The 13803-nt window shown below is 61.8% G+C and carries 14 protein-coding genes; 6 read left to right on the top strand and 8 right to left on the bottom strand.

The window, feature by feature from the left end; all coding sequences use genetic code 11:
- Positions 1-37: 37 nt before the first annotated feature.
- The 5 genes from ACZ1JX_RS03285 to rpsM form a co-directional block, all read right to left on the bottom strand.
- Entirely contained in the window at positions 38-2179 is a 2142-nt protein-coding gene (locus ACZ1JX_RS03285) for a prolyl oligopeptidase family serine peptidase (RefSeq protein WP_465125366.1), read from the bottom strand.
- 295 nt (positions 2180-2474) lie between these two features.
- The gene (gene rplQ, locus ACZ1JX_RS03280) at positions 2475-2900 is read right to left on the bottom strand and encodes a 50S ribosomal protein L17 (protein WP_465125365.1); all 426 of its coding nucleotides are present in this window, start codon (positions 2898-2900) and stop codon (positions 2475-2477) included.
- Between the two features lie 121 nt (positions 2901-3021).
- Positions 3022-4083: a DNA-directed RNA polymerase subunit alpha gene (locus ACZ1JX_RS03275; protein WP_465125364.1), complete on the bottom strand. Its 1062-nt coding sequence runs from the start codon at positions 4081-4083 to the stop codon at positions 3022-3024.
- A 119-nt stretch (positions 4084-4202) separates the two neighbouring features.
- Positions 4203-4592, bottom strand: coding sequence for a 30S ribosomal protein S11 (rpsK, locus tag ACZ1JX_RS03270; RefSeq protein WP_008065643.1), 390 nt, complete (start codon positions 4590-4592; stop codon positions 4203-4205).
- Between the two features lie 49 nt (positions 4593-4641).
- The gene (gene rpsM, locus ACZ1JX_RS03265) at positions 4642-5010 is read right to left on the bottom strand and encodes a 30S ribosomal protein S13 (RefSeq protein ID WP_465125363.1); all 369 of its coding nucleotides are present in this window, start codon (positions 5008-5010) and stop codon (positions 4642-4644) included.
- Positions 5011-5362: 352 nt separating this feature from the next.
- Between rpsM and ACZ1JX_RS03260 the strand changes: the two genes are divergently transcribed.
- From ACZ1JX_RS03260 to ACZ1JX_RS03245, 4 genes are all read left to right on the top strand, one after another.
- The gene (locus ACZ1JX_RS03260; RefSeq protein WP_465125362.1) at positions 5363-5770 is read left to right on the top strand and encodes a DoxX family protein; all 408 of its coding nucleotides are present in this window, start codon (positions 5363-5365) and stop codon (positions 5768-5770) included.
- A 94-nt stretch (positions 5771-5864) separates the two neighbouring features.
- Complete coding sequence (locus ACZ1JX_RS03255) at positions 5865-6629, top strand: transglutaminase-like domain-containing protein (protein WP_465125361.1); 765 nt, start codon at positions 5865-5867, stop codon at positions 6627-6629.
- A 610-nt stretch (positions 6630-7239) separates the two neighbouring features.
- A complete protein-coding gene (locus ACZ1JX_RS03250; RefSeq protein ID WP_465125360.1) occupies positions 7240-7542 on the top strand; it encodes a helix-turn-helix transcriptional regulator in 303 nt (100 codons plus the stop codon).
- A gap of 40 nt (positions 7543-7582) precedes the next feature.
- On the top strand, positions 7583-8449 hold the full coding sequence (locus ACZ1JX_RS03245) for a reverse transcriptase family protein (RefSeq protein ID WP_465125359.1): 867 nt from the start codon (positions 7583-7585) through the stop codon (positions 8447-8449).
- Positions 8450-8530: 81 nt separating this feature from the next.
- Here ACZ1JX_RS03245 and ACZ1JX_RS03240 read toward each other — a convergent pair whose 3' ends face one another.
- The 3 genes from ACZ1JX_RS03240 to hemF form a co-directional block, all read right to left on the bottom strand.
- The gene (locus ACZ1JX_RS03240) at positions 8531-10621 is read right to left on the bottom strand and encodes a RelA/SpoT family protein (protein WP_465125358.1); all 2091 of its coding nucleotides are present in this window, start codon (positions 10619-10621) and stop codon (positions 8531-8533) included.
- 74 nt (positions 10622-10695) lie between these two features.
- Complete coding sequence (locus ACZ1JX_RS03235; protein WP_465126347.1) at positions 10696-11316, bottom strand: GNAT family N-acetyltransferase; 621 nt, start codon at positions 11314-11316, stop codon at positions 10696-10698.
- Between the two features lie 4 nt (positions 11317-11320).
- A complete protein-coding gene (gene hemF / locus ACZ1JX_RS03230) occupies positions 11321-12184 on the bottom strand; it encodes an oxygen-dependent coproporphyrinogen oxidase (protein ID WP_465125357.1) in 864 nt (287 codons plus the stop codon).
- A gap of 63 nt (positions 12185-12247) precedes the next feature.
- Here hemF and pdeM point away from each other — a divergent pair, with 63 nt between their 5' ends.
- Together pdeM and infC are read left to right on the top strand one after the other, a co-directional pair.
- The gene (gene pdeM, locus ACZ1JX_RS03225) at positions 12248-12922 is read left to right on the top strand and encodes a ligase-associated DNA damage response endonuclease PdeM (protein ID WP_465125356.1); all 675 of its coding nucleotides are present in this window, start codon (positions 12248-12250) and stop codon (positions 12920-12922) included.
- A gap of 150 nt (positions 12923-13072) precedes the next feature.
- On the top strand, positions 13073-13591 hold the full coding sequence (gene infC / locus ACZ1JX_RS03220) for a translation initiation factor IF-3 (protein WP_465125355.1): 519 nt from the start codon (positions 13073-13075) through the stop codon (positions 13589-13591).
- The last annotated feature ends 212 nt before the right edge of the window (positions 13592-13803 follow it).

Raw genomic sequence — 13803 nt, 5'->3', positions numbered from 1 at the left:
CATCACATGAACGTGCGGGAGATGGCCTGAATGCCTATCACTCTTTCGGTGTCAGGCCCGTCCAGTGCGCCAGAAAAGCAAAGACGTCCGCGCTCTCCTCGATCTGCTTCGATACAGGCTTGCCCGATCCATGCCCGGCGCGCGTCTCGATGCGGATCAGTTGCGGCTTGGGCCCAAGTCCTGCGGCCTGCAATGCGGCGGCATACTTGAAGCTATGCCCCGGCACCACGCGGTCATCGGTATCGGCCGTCGTCACAAGTACGGCAGGATAAGGCGTGCCTGCCTTGACGTTGTGGTAGGGCGAATAGCTGCGCAGCAAACGCCAGTCCGCTTCCTTCTCCGGGAAGCCATAGTCGAACACCCATTCGCGGCCGGCCGTGAACTTGTCGAAGCGCAGCATGTCCATCACGCCCACCGCCGGATGCGCCGCCGCAAACAGATCGGGCCGCTGGTTGACGACAGCCCCCACCAGCAATCCGCCGTTCGAGCCGCCCTCGACCGCAAGGCCACCCTTGCTTGTCACGCCATTGGCCTTGAGCCATTCGCCGCCCGCGATGAAATCGTCGAACACGTTCTGTTTGGTCGGCCCCTTGCCCGCAAGGTGCCAGGCCTCGCCATACTCTCCGCCACCGCGCAGGTTCGCCACGGCATAGGCCCCGCCCGCCTGCAGCCAGGCCATCCGAGCAGGAGAGTATCCCGGCAGGATCGAGACGTTGAACCCGCCATAACCATAGAGGATCGTCGGCAGCGGTCCCTTCAGGTCCTTGCGCCGCACAACAAACATCGGGATCTTCGTGCCATCCTTGGAAGGATAGAAAACTTGGGCCGTCTCGAACGCGGCCGGATCGAACGCCAGCTTGGGCGCCTCCCACACGCTCGCCGATGCAGCCTTTGCCGCATCGAAAACATAGATCGTCGCAGGCTGGGTAAAGCCGCTGAACGAGAAGTAGCCTTTCGGATCGCCGGGCTCACCAATGACGGCACCAATGCTGCCAATCCCCGGCAGTGCCACCGTCGCGACGCCCTGCCCGTCGAGCCCAGCCACCCGCATCTCGGCCTTCACATCGCGCAGATAGTTGAGCACCAGCCGGTCACCGACAATGCTCGCCAGATCGAGCACGGCTGCATCTTCGGGCACAACCGTCGTGAACACAGGCTCAGCCCCGGAAAGATCGACGCGCATGATCTTCTTGCGCGGCGCATCCTTGCTGGTGATGAACCACAACTGATCCCCAACGCCCTCGACCAGCGTCCATTCATCGGCGAGCGAGGTGATCAGCGGGCGGACCGTCCAGTCACCCTTGCCAACAGCAGCCAGACCGACAGCATTGCCCTTCTCGCTGCCCGTGCTTGTCGAAACGACCATCCAGCGCTGGTCATGCGTCACCTGCGCCGAATGGTAGAGCCGCGGATTGTCCGGGGTCGCGTAAAGCTGCCGGTCTTCGCCCTGTGCCGTCCCAAGCCTGTGATACCACACCGACTGGTTGGAGCTGACCGCCTGGAACGCCTCACCCGCCTTGGGTTCGGGGAACCGCGAATAGATCACCGCATCGTTCCCTGCCCAGGTCAGGCGCGAGAATTTCACGTGCTCGATCGCGTCCGCCAGCACCTCCCCCGTGGCAACGTCAATCACCTTGACCGAGCGCCAATCCGTCCCGCCATCCTGCACGGAATAGGCAACCTTGCTTCCATCTGGCGATGGTAACCAGTCATCCAGCGCCGTTGCCCCGTCCTTGGCCCAGCCATTGGGATCGATCAGCACCCGCCGCTCGCCCCTTCCGTCAGCATTGCGCACGTAAAGCACAGACTGGTTCTGCAACCCTGAGTTGTGACGGAAGAACAGGTACTTGCCCGCCTTCACCGGCAAGCCGTACCGCTCGAAATCGAACAGGCTGGTCAGCTTCTTCTCGAACGCCGCCCGCTCGGGCAAGGCCTTCAGGTAGGCATCGGTGAACTTGCTCTGCTCATCAACCCACGCCGCAACCTTCTTGTCCACGCGCACGTCGGCTTCAAGCCAGCGGTAGGGATCGGCAACCTTCTCGCCAAAGAAGGTCTCAACCACTGGTCCGCGCTCAGTCTTGGGGTAGTTCAAGGCCGTCTCTCCGGCATGGGCATGGATTGGGGCGGAAACGCAGACGACCGCTGCCGCAGCAGCGAGTAACGATGGGCGCAATGGCATGGGGGGACTTTCAACTGAGTCATTCGTTGCGACGGAAACTAGCCACCCCACCGTCCCGCGCAAGTCCGCCCTGACGAAAAGGGGCTTATGTCGTTGCCAACTGAGCTTCGTCATTGCGAGGAGGCGAAGCCGACGAAGCAATCCAGAGCGCCATACATCGCTCCCTGGATTGCATCGCTACGCTCGCAATGACGCCATGATTGGGGCGGCATTTGCAAAAGACAAAACCCACAACGAAAACGGGCGGAGCCGAAGCCCCGCCCGTCAATCCTGTCAGCCGAAGCCGAAGCGCGGATTACGCAGCTTCGTATTCGTCTTCGTCAGCCGTCATCACCGGACCCGAGTCTTGACCCTTGGCCGAGGTATCGCGGTCAACCAGTTCGATCACGGCGATCGGCGCGGCGTCCGACGAACGGATGCCAGCCTTGATGATGCGGGTGTAGCCGCCGTTGCGGTCCGAATAACGCTCGGCCAGAACGGTGAACAGCTTCTGCAGCTGCGCATCGTCGAGCAGACGGGCGTGCGCGAGACGGCGGTTCGAAAGGCCGCCCTTCTTGCCCAGCGTGATCAGCTTTTCGATGTAGGGACGCAGTTCGCGCGCCTTGGGGAGCGTCGTGGTGATCTGCTCGTGCTTGATCAGCGATGCCGCCATGTTGCGCAGCATTGCGATGCGGTGGGCAGAGGTACGACCCAGCTTACGCTGGCCCAGCTTGTGACGCATGGTATCTTCCTTCCGTTCGTAGGGGGGCCGTACGAGGTACCCCGATCCAGGCGGCGAATTCGGGCTGCCGCCAAGTCACCCTTGAAAGCGGGGCACCCCGGCAGGGACGCCCCGAATTTCCTTAACCAAGCAGCTCTTGCTCGAGCTTCTTGGCCATCTCTTCGATGTTCTCCGGCGGCCAGCCGGGGATGTCCATGCCGAGGCGCAGGCCCATCGACGAGAGGACTTCCTTGATCTCGTTGAGCGACTTGCGGCCGAAGTTCGGCGTGCGCAGCATCTCGGCTTCGGTCTTCTGGACCAGATCGCCGATGTAGATGATGTTGTCGTTCTTGAGGCAGTTGGCCGAACGGACCGACAGTTCCAGCTCGTCCACCTTCTTGAGAAGGTAGCGGTTGAGCTGGTTCGCGTCGCTCTCTTCCGGTGCATGGGCAGCAACGCCCGCAACCGAAGGAACATGGCCGACCGGCATCTGGTCGTCGAAGTGGACGAACAGCGCGAGCTGGTCCTGAAGGATGCGCGCGGCATAGGCCACGGCGTCTTCCGGAGTGATCGTGCCGTCGGTTTCGACCGTCAGGTTGAGCTTGTCATAGTCAAGCTCCTGACCAATGCGGGCGTTGTCGACCTTGTACGAAACCTGGCGCACCGGCGAGTAGAGCGAGTCGACCGGGATAAGCCCGATCGGCGCGTCGACAGGACGGTTCGACACGGCGGGGACGTAGCCCTTGCCGGTGTCGACGGTCAGTTCCATGTTGAAGGTCGCACCTTCGTCGAGGTTGCAGATCACGAGGTCCTTGTTCATGACCTCGATGTCGCCGGTGACGGCGATGTCGCCCGCCTTCACTTCGCCCGGGCCGGTGGCCGAGAGCTGCAGACGCTTGGGGCCTTCGCCCTGCATCTTGAGGGCGATCTGCTTCACGTTCAGAACGATGTCGGTGACGTCTTCACGCACGCCTGCAAGCGACGAGAACTCGTGAAGCACGTTCTCGATCTTGATTGACGTGACCGCTGCGCCCTGCAGCGAAGACAGCAGCACGCGGCGCAGCGCGTTGCCGAGCGTGAGACCAAAACCACGTTCAAGCGGCTCTGCGACAAACGTCGCGCGGCGCTTGGCATCGTTGCCCGGCTTGATCTCGAGATTGTTGGGCTTCTTCAGTTCCTGCCAGTTCTTGATGTTGACAGTCATGGAATTCCCCTGGGGTTTGTGCGGGCTTTTGCCGGTTGCCGGACGCGAATGTCCGGCTCCGGTCGAAATATTGGGCGAATGGGGTGCCGGTACCTTCGCCCCATCCACCATAGGCAGGATCAGACGCGACGACGCTTCGAAGGACGAACGCCGTTGTGCGGGATCGGGGTCACGTCACGGATCGCCGTGATGGTGAAGCCGACCGCCTGGAGGGCGCGCAGGGCGCTCTCACGACCCGAACCGGGGCCCTTGACCTCGACTTCGAGGGTGCGGACGCCGTGTTCCGCAGCCTTCTTGCCGGCGTCGTCAGCAGCGACCTGTGCGGCGTACGGCGTCGACTTGCGGCTGCCCTTGAAGCCCATCATGCCGGCCGACGACCACGAAATGGCGTTGCCCTGAGCATCGGTGATGGTGATCATGGTGTTGTTGAAGCTGGCGTTTACGTGCGCAACACCACTGGTGATGTTCTTGCGCTCGCGGCGCTTAATGCGCTGAGGTTCGCGTGCCATGGTATCTATCCTCGAGAAACTTTAGACGGAAGAAGGACCTTTTCAGATCTTACTTCTTCTTGCCGGCGATCGGCTTGGCCTTGCCCTTGCGGGTACGGGCGTTCGTGTGGGTGCGCTGGCCGCGGACCGGCAGGCCCTTGCGGTGACGCAGACCACGATAGCACGCGAGGTCCATCAGGCGCTTGATGTTCATCGCCACTTCGCGACGAAGATCGCCTTCCACGGTGTGATCGGCGTCGATCGTTTCACGGATGCCGAGCACTTCTGCGTCGGTCAGGTCCTGAACACGGCGGGTATGGTCGATACCCAGCTTGTCGGCGATCTGCTTGGCCTTGTGAGCGCCAATGCCATGGATGTAGGTAAGCGCGATGATCACGCGCTTGTTGGTGGGGATATTGACCCCGGCAATACGAGCCACTTGCTTCTCCGTTTGCTCCACAGGCCGCGCGAATCACTCACGCCGCCTATCTCATCGCGAAAACTCACTCGGGAAAACCGGAATTTCTGCAGGTTTTCAGGTGATTAAGCCTGATTTCACAGAAACTGCCCGGAAATGAGTGAAAGGCGCGATTAGGCGCTTTCGGCTATCACGTCAACCATTTCGCAGACGCAAACGGCGGACGGCGCGCCGTCATGGGCGCGGTCCTGATCTGTTGCGGACCAATCATACTCCAACACCGGGCAAAGGTCAAAACCGTCCGTCCCGGCAGTTGCAGCTTCCTCTGATCCATATTAGACTTCTCGTTCTAAAAACGAGGGGGAGAACAACCGTGTCCGCAATCCGCATGCCCGCGCTGGTCCGGCTCGCACTGATCGTGCCGCTGACCTTGCTGCTCGCCGCGTTCCATGGCTTCGTCGGCTGGCACAAGACCTTCTCCTCGCGCGAGGAACTGCTCAAGCACACCGCATGGACGGTCCACCTGCCCGATTGGCTCGGCAAGATCATCGGCCTGATCGAGATGGGCCTCGTCGTTGCCCTCCTCGCCGCGCTGCTGCGCCCGCACCTCAGCCGCACCGGCCAGCTCGCCTGCTACGCCTTCATCGCGCTTGAACTCGTTTCGACCGCCACCCACCAGATCACGCAGGACGGCGCGTCGCTGCCACAGAACGTCGTGTCGATCCTGCTCACAGCATTCCTCGCCTGGCTCTTTGCAGGACGCGCGCGCGCCACTACTTGAGACCTTGCGGCGCTGGTGGCGGCTACGCACACTCCAGAACCGGACGTATTCCCTGACCCAGACCATCGGTATTGCCGTAAAGCTCGACTATGCGATGAACGGCCCTGCCCCCGTGCTGATGCAGATCGGCGTGGCACAGGTGGCCGGGCAGCGCGTGCATCTCACCAGTTGCACCACCACGCCCGGCATCGCCCGCACCGTCCCCGGCCACGACGGCCTTGGCGAACGGCTCTGGCTTGAACCCGAAACGCATTTTGCGGTGGACTACCGCGCCACGGTCGAGATCGACCGCCAGCCCCTGCCGCTAGGCAGCCTCGCCGCCGACAGCCTCACCACCCTGCCCGGCGAGGTCCTCGAATACCTGTTCCCCTCGCGCTACTGCCCGGTCGACACGATGCACGCCGCCGCCGTCGACATGTTCGGCCACCTGACCGGCGGCGCGGCGGTCGAGGCCGTGCGTGACTGGATCGCCACCCACCTCGCCTATGCCCCCGGCGCCAGCCACGGCGGCACCACCGCGCTCGACACCTTCCACGCCCGCGAAGGCGTCTGCCGAGACTACGCCCACCTCCTGATCGCCCTCGTCCGAGGCCTCGGCATCCCGGCCCGAATGGTCAGCGCCTACAGCCCCGACGTCACCCCCCAGGACTTCCACGCCCTCGCCCAGGTCTGGCTCGCAGGAACCTGGCACCTCGTCGACGCCACCGGCATGGCCGACCCTGCGACAACCGCGATCATCGGCGTAGGCCGCGACGCGGCGGACATCGCCTTCCTGACGATCTTCGGCGGCGCCATGCTGAATGCGCAGGTGGTTGAGGTGAATTTGGTGGACCAGCGGGGCGGTGTGCGATCAGCATGAGCCGACACCACTGACACCTCGGCCCCAATTTGTAGATTAAATTCGCTGTGAGTGAATTTTTTCCTTGAAGCCTTGGATGGCCCCAGCTATGTAATCAGGGTGTGAATAACGGAAGAAGTTCTCATACTCAGTTTCGGCTTTGGCTGGAACGTGGAGAGCGAAAGTTCTCTGTCACTTCATCCGCTCAGGGCGCGATGCCCCCGGCGACGGGGAAGGCGCGGACGAGGCGGGCGAAGCAGCGACGATAACGAGAATTGTTATCGTCGCTAGGTAAAGGGTTAAGTTGTCGGGTCCGACCTGTTCGGCGAGAATCCTTGGTCAGAACATCCATGGTGGGTGGTCGCCAAGGCGAACAGGAAAGGGAAAGCCAATGGCTTTTTCGAAGATCACATACCGACGACGGCGGCGGCGTGGGCTGCGAGGTAAACCTCTTGAGCAGCGTCGCGGGTTCTGGAGGACACTCCGGTCCCCGAATACCTGGAGGCTCATTGTTACTGTGGGCCTCCTGATCCATCGGGCTTACCGTTGGGTTCTGAAAGTTTTGGAGCTTTTTGAGTAGACCGCCAACCTAATATCTAAAATCCTTGGCAAGACGCCGATTGGAATCGATATGTTAAACGAAGCTCTTCGACTTATTCGTGTGTTTCACGATATGAAGCAATTTGAGCTTGCAGATCGACTCGATATTTCGAAATCACACATCTCGGAAATCGAGCGGGGCACTAAGACGCCTTCGTTAGAGCTGATTGGGAAGTACTCAGCTGAATTTAGGATTCCGGTTTCGGCGATCATGTTTTTCGCCGAGGAAATTCCGAACGCCAAACGGGGTGAGAAGGCGAGAACGAAAATTGCTTCGTCAGTGCTAGATTTGCTTAGCTTTATCGAGAGGAAGGCGGATGCCTCCGCGAGATAGGGCAGTGCCATACACCTTGCGAGACAGCCCGCTATTCCGGATGAGCAGTCGCAAGAAACTGGCAGCGCTGCTCAATGTCTCTGAGGCTGGCCTTGCCAATCTTTGCAAGCGAAGTGATCTTTACGCTCGATGCTGGAAACACAAACGGGAAAAAGATCGGTGGTTACGGGCCGCGCCGAGTCCCGATGTTGCCGGCCATTATCGCCCGATCGACATCCCTGATGCCGGTCTCAAAGCGCTTCAATCGAGAATTGCGGACCTACTTTCGAGAGTGACGCCGCCAGACTGGCTGTTCAGCCCGGTAAAGGGCCGATCCTATGTCGATAATGCCGCACGGCACCGGGGCAGTAGAGCTTTCTGGTTACTCGATATTGCGGATTATTTCCCAAGTTGCACTGCCAACAGCGTTGCACATTTTTTTCGCCGTAAGCTCGAATGCTCACCAGATGTAACTGCCATCATGGTCTTTTTAACCACTTGGCAGCAGTGCCTGCCGCAGGGCTCTCCCTGCAGCCCCATTCTCGCCTACTTTTCCAACTTGGATCTTTGGAAAGAGATTGAGGAGGCGGTGACACACGCAGGGTTGGTCCACAGCGTTTATGCTGACGACATCACCATATCTGGCTCCCTCATACGGAAGGAAGTGATCTGGACGATCAAACGGGCGGTCCACAAGCACGGCCTAAGGATTAAAGCCGAAAAAGAGCACAGTTTGATTGATAGACCGGCTGACATAACGGGAGTGATTGTCGATGGTGATCGAGTCAAGCTTCCGAATAGACAATTGAAGCGGCTCTTCGAACTTCGCGGGGAGCGGCACAAGGCAAGAAACAAAATTTTGAAATTAATGCTTGATAACCAGATTTCTGGTCGACTAGCACAGAAGCGGCAGGTCGAGCAAGTTTAGAGCGGCGGCTAGAGGCGACTTCTTGGGAACGCTCGCGTTAGAATTACGGTCACACTTTACAGTACCTTCAATTCCCTCCGCTCAAATCCGCTCCGCCTGCGCCACCGCCTCACTCGCCCGCAGCGCCGAGATAATCCGCGTCAGATGCGCCAGGTCCCGCACCTCCAGATCCACCTCATAAGTATGGAACGGGTTCTCCCGCTGCGTCATTTCGAGGTTGACCACGTTGGCGTGGTTCTTGGCGAAAATCCCCGCCATTTCCGCCAGCGTGCCGGGGCGGTTATACAGTTCTGCCCGCAGCCGCCCGATCGCGCCATCTGTACGGGCGTCCCATGACAGGTCGATCCAGTCGGCGTCGATGCCGTCGGCCAGCTTCATGCAGTCGATCGCGTGGACTTCCACGCCCTTGCCGGGGCGGCGCAGGCCGACGATGCGGTCTCCGGGCACCGGGTGGCAGCAGTCGGCGAGCTTGAACGCCATGCCCGGCGTGAGGCCGCGCACCGCGATGGCGCGCTTCTGGCTCGGCCAGTCCTCCTGCGGCAGGTTGGCCGCGCTGCCGGGGACGAGCGCTTCCATCACCTGCCGGTCGTCCAGCTTGGCCGAGCCGATGGCGAACATGAAGTCCTCCTCGCCCGCCAGCTTCAGCCGCTTGAGCGCATCATTCAGCGCCTTCTTGCCGATCTTGGTCGGCAGCCGCTCGACGATTTCCTCATAGAGCTTGCGCCCGATCGCGGCGACTTCGGCGCGCTCCTTCTGACGGACGAAGCGGCGGATCGCGGCGCGCGCCTTGCCGGTCACGACAAAGCCCAGCCAAGACAGCTGCGGCTCGGAATTGCGGCTCTTGATGATCTCCACCACGTCGCCATTGCCAAGCGGGGTGCGCAAGGGCACGTGCCGCCCGTTGATCTTGGCGCCCACCGCCTGCGCGCCAAGGTTGGTGTGCACGGCAAAGGCAAAGTCGATCGGCGTCGCGCCCTTGGGCAGCTGGAACAGCGCGCCCTTCGGCGTGAAGGCGAAGATGCGATCCTGATAGATCGCCATCTTGGTATTCTCGAGCAGTTCCTCGGCATCGTGGCTGGAATCGAGGATTTCGACGAGATCGCGCAACCAGCCGATCTGCGCATCGGGCTGCACCCCGCCCTGCTTGTACGACCAGTGCGCGGCAAGGCCGTACTCGTTGCGCTCATGCATCTCGTGCGTCTTGATCTGCACTTCCACGCGCATCGCGTTGGAATAGATCAGCGCGGTGTGCAGCGAACGGTAACCGTTCATCTTCGGGGTGGAGACATAGTCCTTGAACCGCCCCGGAATCATCTGCCACGCGCGGTGCAGGATGCCGAGCGCCTTGTAGCAATCGTCCTCGCTGTCGGTCAGCACGCGGAAGGCCATGATGTCGGTGATCTGCTCGAACGAGACGTGCCGCTCGGCCATCTTGCGCCAGATCGAATAGGGGTGCTTCTCGCGCCCCGAAACCTCGACCCGCATGCCCGCCTGCGCCAGCGCTTTCTTGATCTCCAGCGCGATGGCATCGACTTGCGCGCCCTCCTCGCTGCGGATCGCGGCCAGCCTGCCGGTGATCGTCGCATAGGCCTCGGGCTCCAGCTGCTCGAAGGCGAGCAGCTGCATCTCGCGCATGTATTCGTACATGCCCACGCGCTCGGCCAGCGGCGCGTAGATATCCATCGTCTCGCGCGCGATGCGGCGGCGCTTGTCCTCGCTCTTGATGTAGTGGAGCGTGCGCATGTTGTGCATGCGGTCGGCCAGCTTCACCAGCAGGACGCGCAAGTCCTCGCTCATCGCCAGCAGGAACTTGCGCAGGTTCTCCGCCGCGCGCTCGCTCTCGCTCATCGTCTCGATCTTCGAGAGCTTGGTCACCCCATCGACCAGCCGCGCCACGTCCGGCCCGAACAGCCGCTCGATCTCCTCCACGGTGGCAAGCGTATCCTCCACCGTATCGTGGAGCAGCGCGGTGATGATCGTGTCCTGATCGAGCTTCAGCTCGGTCATCAGGCCGGCAACTTCCACCGGGTGTGAGAAGTAGGGGTCCCCGCTCGCCCGCTTCTGGCTGCCGTGCTTCTGCACGGTATAGACATAGGCACGGTTGAGCATCGCCTCGTCCGCATCGGGATCGTAGGCGAGAACACGTTCGACAAGTTCGTACTGGCGGAGCATCTGGCCCCTAGATGGCGGCAAGCGGCCCGATACCGCAAGGGGAAACCCGGCGGAAATTCGAATGAATTGGTCCGTTAGCGGATGATCGGCGCGCTACCGGCGCTTTCCGGCAACAGTCCGGCGAGCCTCGGGTCGGGCAGGATCTCGACATAGCGGGCAAAGGGCGTGAACTCCTGCGCCATATAGAACGGCACCGCGCGCGGATCATCGGTGGTGCATGAATGGAGCCAGACCCGCGCAACGCCGGGCACCCACGCCAGTTGCAAGGCCCGCCGCATCAGCCACTTGCCCAGCCCTCTGCCGGTCGCGCCCTTGATGAAGCCGAAGAACACGATCTCGCATTCCCCCTCCACCCGGAAGTCCAGTTCGAGCATCCCGACCTCGACCCGCGCCCGGTCCACCACCGCATAGAGCTGCACGCGCGGATCGTGGATGATCGCGGCGATTTCCTCGTCGCTCTTGCCCAGCCGCGTCCACCACAGCCACGGACCGCCCACGCGCTTGTAGAGCAGGCGGTACTTCTCCGGAGCCGCCTCCTTCCACCGCACCAGTTGCACCGGCACGTCGCCCTCGGGCACGAGACGGCGCAACCCTTCGGGCGGCGCCAGCATCTCCAGCGCCGTCACCACGCAGGCCAGATCGCCCGCGCGCACATTGTGAAAACCGTGGCCCAGTGGCGGGCCGTCCGCTTCGATCACGTCAGCTCCAGACGGCTTCCGGCGGCAAGCTCATCAGGATCGCGTCGATGTTGCCGCCGGTCTTGAGGCCAAACAGCGTGCCGCGATCCCATACCAGATTGAACTCGGCATAGCGCCCGCGATATTCGAGCTGGGTCAGCTTCTCAGCGGAATTGTACTCCATCCCCATCCGCTTGCGCACAAGACGCGGAAACACATTGACGAAGGCATCGCCCACATCACGGGTGAAGGCGAAGTTCGCCTCAAACGCGGCATCGTCAGCGCATTCCAGATGGTCGTAGAAGATACCCCCCACCCCGCGATGGACCTTGCGGTGCGGGATCCAGAAGTAGTCGTCGGCCCACTTCTTGAACTTCGGGTAGTACTCCGGATCGTGCCTGTCGCACGCAGCCTTGTACTCGGCGTGGAACTCGGCCGTGTCCTCCTCATAGGGGATCGGCGGATTGAGATCACCGCCACCACCGAACCACGCCTTGCTGGTGGTCAGGAACCGCGTGTTCATATGGACGGCCGGCACATGCGGATTGCGCATGTGCGCCACCAGGCTGATCCCCGTCGCGGTGAAGCCCGGTGAATCCGCGCTCGCCCCGTTGACCGATCCGGCAAAGTCCTTCGAGAACTCCCCCTGCACCGTCGAGACGTTTACGCCAACCTTCTCGAACACCTTGCCCTTCATCAGGCCCTGCACGCCGCCGCCGCCATTCTCGACAGCTTCGCCTTCATGCTCGCGGTTCCACGGCGTGTACTGGAAGCTCGCGTCAGACCCCGCCTCGCGCTCGATCGCCTCGAATTCCGCGCAGATCCTGTCCCGCAAGCTTTCGAACCATGTCCGGGCGCGGGCAGTGTGGGTCGTCCAGTCAGTCATGCATTCCCCCAAAACTCTTCTGCCCGACTTGCCAAGGGAATCGCGATCCGGCAAGGGAAAGCCATGGTTCCCTTTTCGTTCGCCTCTCAGGAATTCCGCCTCGGCGCCTCGCGCGCGCTGTTCTGGGCAGAGGAGTACGCACTGCTGGTGGCAGACCTCCACCTCGAAAAGGCCAGCTTCTTCGCCCGTCACGGCCAGATGCTCCCTCCTTATGACAGCCGCGCCACGCTCGAACGCCTCGCCGATGCCTTGCGCGAAACCGGCGCGCGGCGCGTGTTCTGCCTGGGCGACTCGTTCCATGACGCCCAAGCGGTCGAGCGGATGGAGCCCCACGCCGCAGGCATGCTCGCCGCCCTCACCCGCGCCACGGACTGGGTCTGGATCACCGGAAACCACGATGAAGACGCCAATGCGCCGGGAGGAACCGTGGTCGAGGAACTGGCGCTGAACGGCCTAACCTTGCGCCACATCGCCCGCCCCGGCGCACCTGAAATCGAAGTCTCGGGCCACTTCCACCCCAAGCTCCGCGTGTCGATCCGGGGGCGCTCGATTGCCCGTCCTTGCGCAGTAGCAAGCGAGAAACGCCTGATTCTCCCCGCTTTCGGCGCGCTGACCGGCGGCATGGATGCGGGCGATCCTGCCATTCTATCGGCGCTCCAGCCGGCTCGCGCGATAGACGCAATCGTCCCTGCCGGAGATCGCCTTGCCCGCTTCTCGCTCTGGCGAGCGGCGGCCTGAGGGCAACGGCGGCCCGACAATCGCCGCGCCTGTGGAACGAATGGCGAAACCGCCCCTTTAATTGCGTGAACATTGTGATATGAGCGCGCGAAACGTATATTCGGTAAAACTGCAGGAGAAAGCACTATAGCTCCCCCACCGCGGCGCAGTATGGCGCCCCCAGTCAAGAGCGGGCCTCGCTTCAACCAGATGATCAACGTGCCCAAGGTGCGCGTGATCGACGAGAATGGCGAGAACCTGGGTGTAATGTACACCCGCGAAGCGATCGATCAGGCGGCCGAAGTCGGCCTCGACCTCGTCGAAGTTTCCCCCAACGCTGACCCGCCGGTCTGCAAGTTCCTCGACGTGGGCAAGTTCCGCTACGAGGCGCAGAAGAAGGCGAACCTTGCCCGCAAGAGCCAGAAGACGCAGGAGATCAAGGAGATCAAGATGCGTCCGAACATCGATGACCACGATTACGACACCAAGATGCGTAACGTGACCCGGTTCATCGAGGACGGCGACAAGGTCAAGATCACCCTGCGTTTCCGTGGCCGCGAACTCTCGCATCAGCAGCTCGGCATGAACCTGCTGCGCAAGGTGCAGGACGACGTTGCCGAAATCGCCAAGGTCGAAGCCTTCCCCCGCATGGAAGGCCGCCAGATGCTGATGGTCCTCGCGCCGAAATAAGCGCAGGTCACATCGCAGACAGCTTGAAGGGCGTGCCGCAAGGCGCGCCCTTTTCGCGTTCGGCTTACATGACCTGCCCATGATTCTCGTGATGAGTGGAAAGACCATGACTGCCCAACCAGTCATCGACGCACGACAACGGCCTGTCCCGCGTTCCGCAATTCACCCCCGACAGCCAACGCTCCGCCGATTCACCCATGTCCGTTTCTCGC

It is taken from the genome of Novosphingobium sp. BL-A-41-Hi4A-0G, from assembly GCF_055521735.1.
Note: the sequence above shows the minus strand (reverse complement) of the source record. Positions and strands in the feature narration are given on the sequence as shown.

What these genes read in the sequence shown, in the direction of transcription:
- ACZ1JX_RS03285 (WP_465125366.1), bottom strand. Translation starts at nt 2,179, where the DNA reads ATGCCATTGCGCCCATCGTTACTCGCTGCTGCGGCAGCGGTCGTCTGC.
- rplQ (WP_465125365.1), bottom strand. Translation starts at nt 2,900, where the DNA reads ATGCGTCACAAGCTGGGCCAGCGTAAGCTGGGTCGTACCTCTGCCCAC.
- ACZ1JX_RS03275 (WP_465125364.1), bottom strand. Translation starts at nt 4,083, where the DNA reads ATGACTGTCAACATCAAGAACTGGCAGGAACTGAAGAAGCCCAACAAT.
- rpsK (WP_008065643.1), bottom strand. Translation starts at nt 4,592, where the DNA reads ATGGCACGCGAACCTCAGCGCATTAAGCGCCGCGAGCGCAAGAACATC.
- ACZ1JX_RS03255 (WP_465125361.1), top strand. Translation starts at nt 5,865, where the DNA reads ATGAACGGCCCTGCCCCCGTGCTGATGCAGATCGGCGTGGCACAGGTG.
- ACZ1JX_RS03250 (WP_465125360.1), top strand. Translation starts at nt 7,240, where the DNA reads ATGTTAAACGAAGCTCTTCGACTTATTCGTGTGTTTCACGATATGAAG.
- ACZ1JX_RS03245 (WP_465125359.1), top strand. Translation starts at nt 7,583, where the DNA reads ATGAGCAGTCGCAAGAAACTGGCAGCGCTGCTCAATGTCTCTGAGGCT.
- ACZ1JX_RS03240 (WP_465125358.1), bottom strand. Translation starts at nt 10,621, where the DNA reads ATGCTCCGCCAGTACGAACTTGTCGAACGTGTTCTCGCCTACGATCCC.
- hemF (WP_465125357.1), bottom strand. Translation starts at nt 12,184, where the DNA reads ATGACTGACTGGACGACCCACACTGCCCGCGCCCGGACATGGTTCGAA.
- pdeM (WP_465125356.1), top strand. Translation starts at nt 12,248, where the DNA reads ATGGTTCCCTTTTCGTTCGCCTCTCAGGAATTCCGCCTCGGCGCCTCG.
- infC (WP_465125355.1), top strand. Translation starts at nt 13,073, where the DNA reads ATGGCGCCCCCAGTCAAGAGCGGGCCTCGCTTCAACCAGATGATCAAC.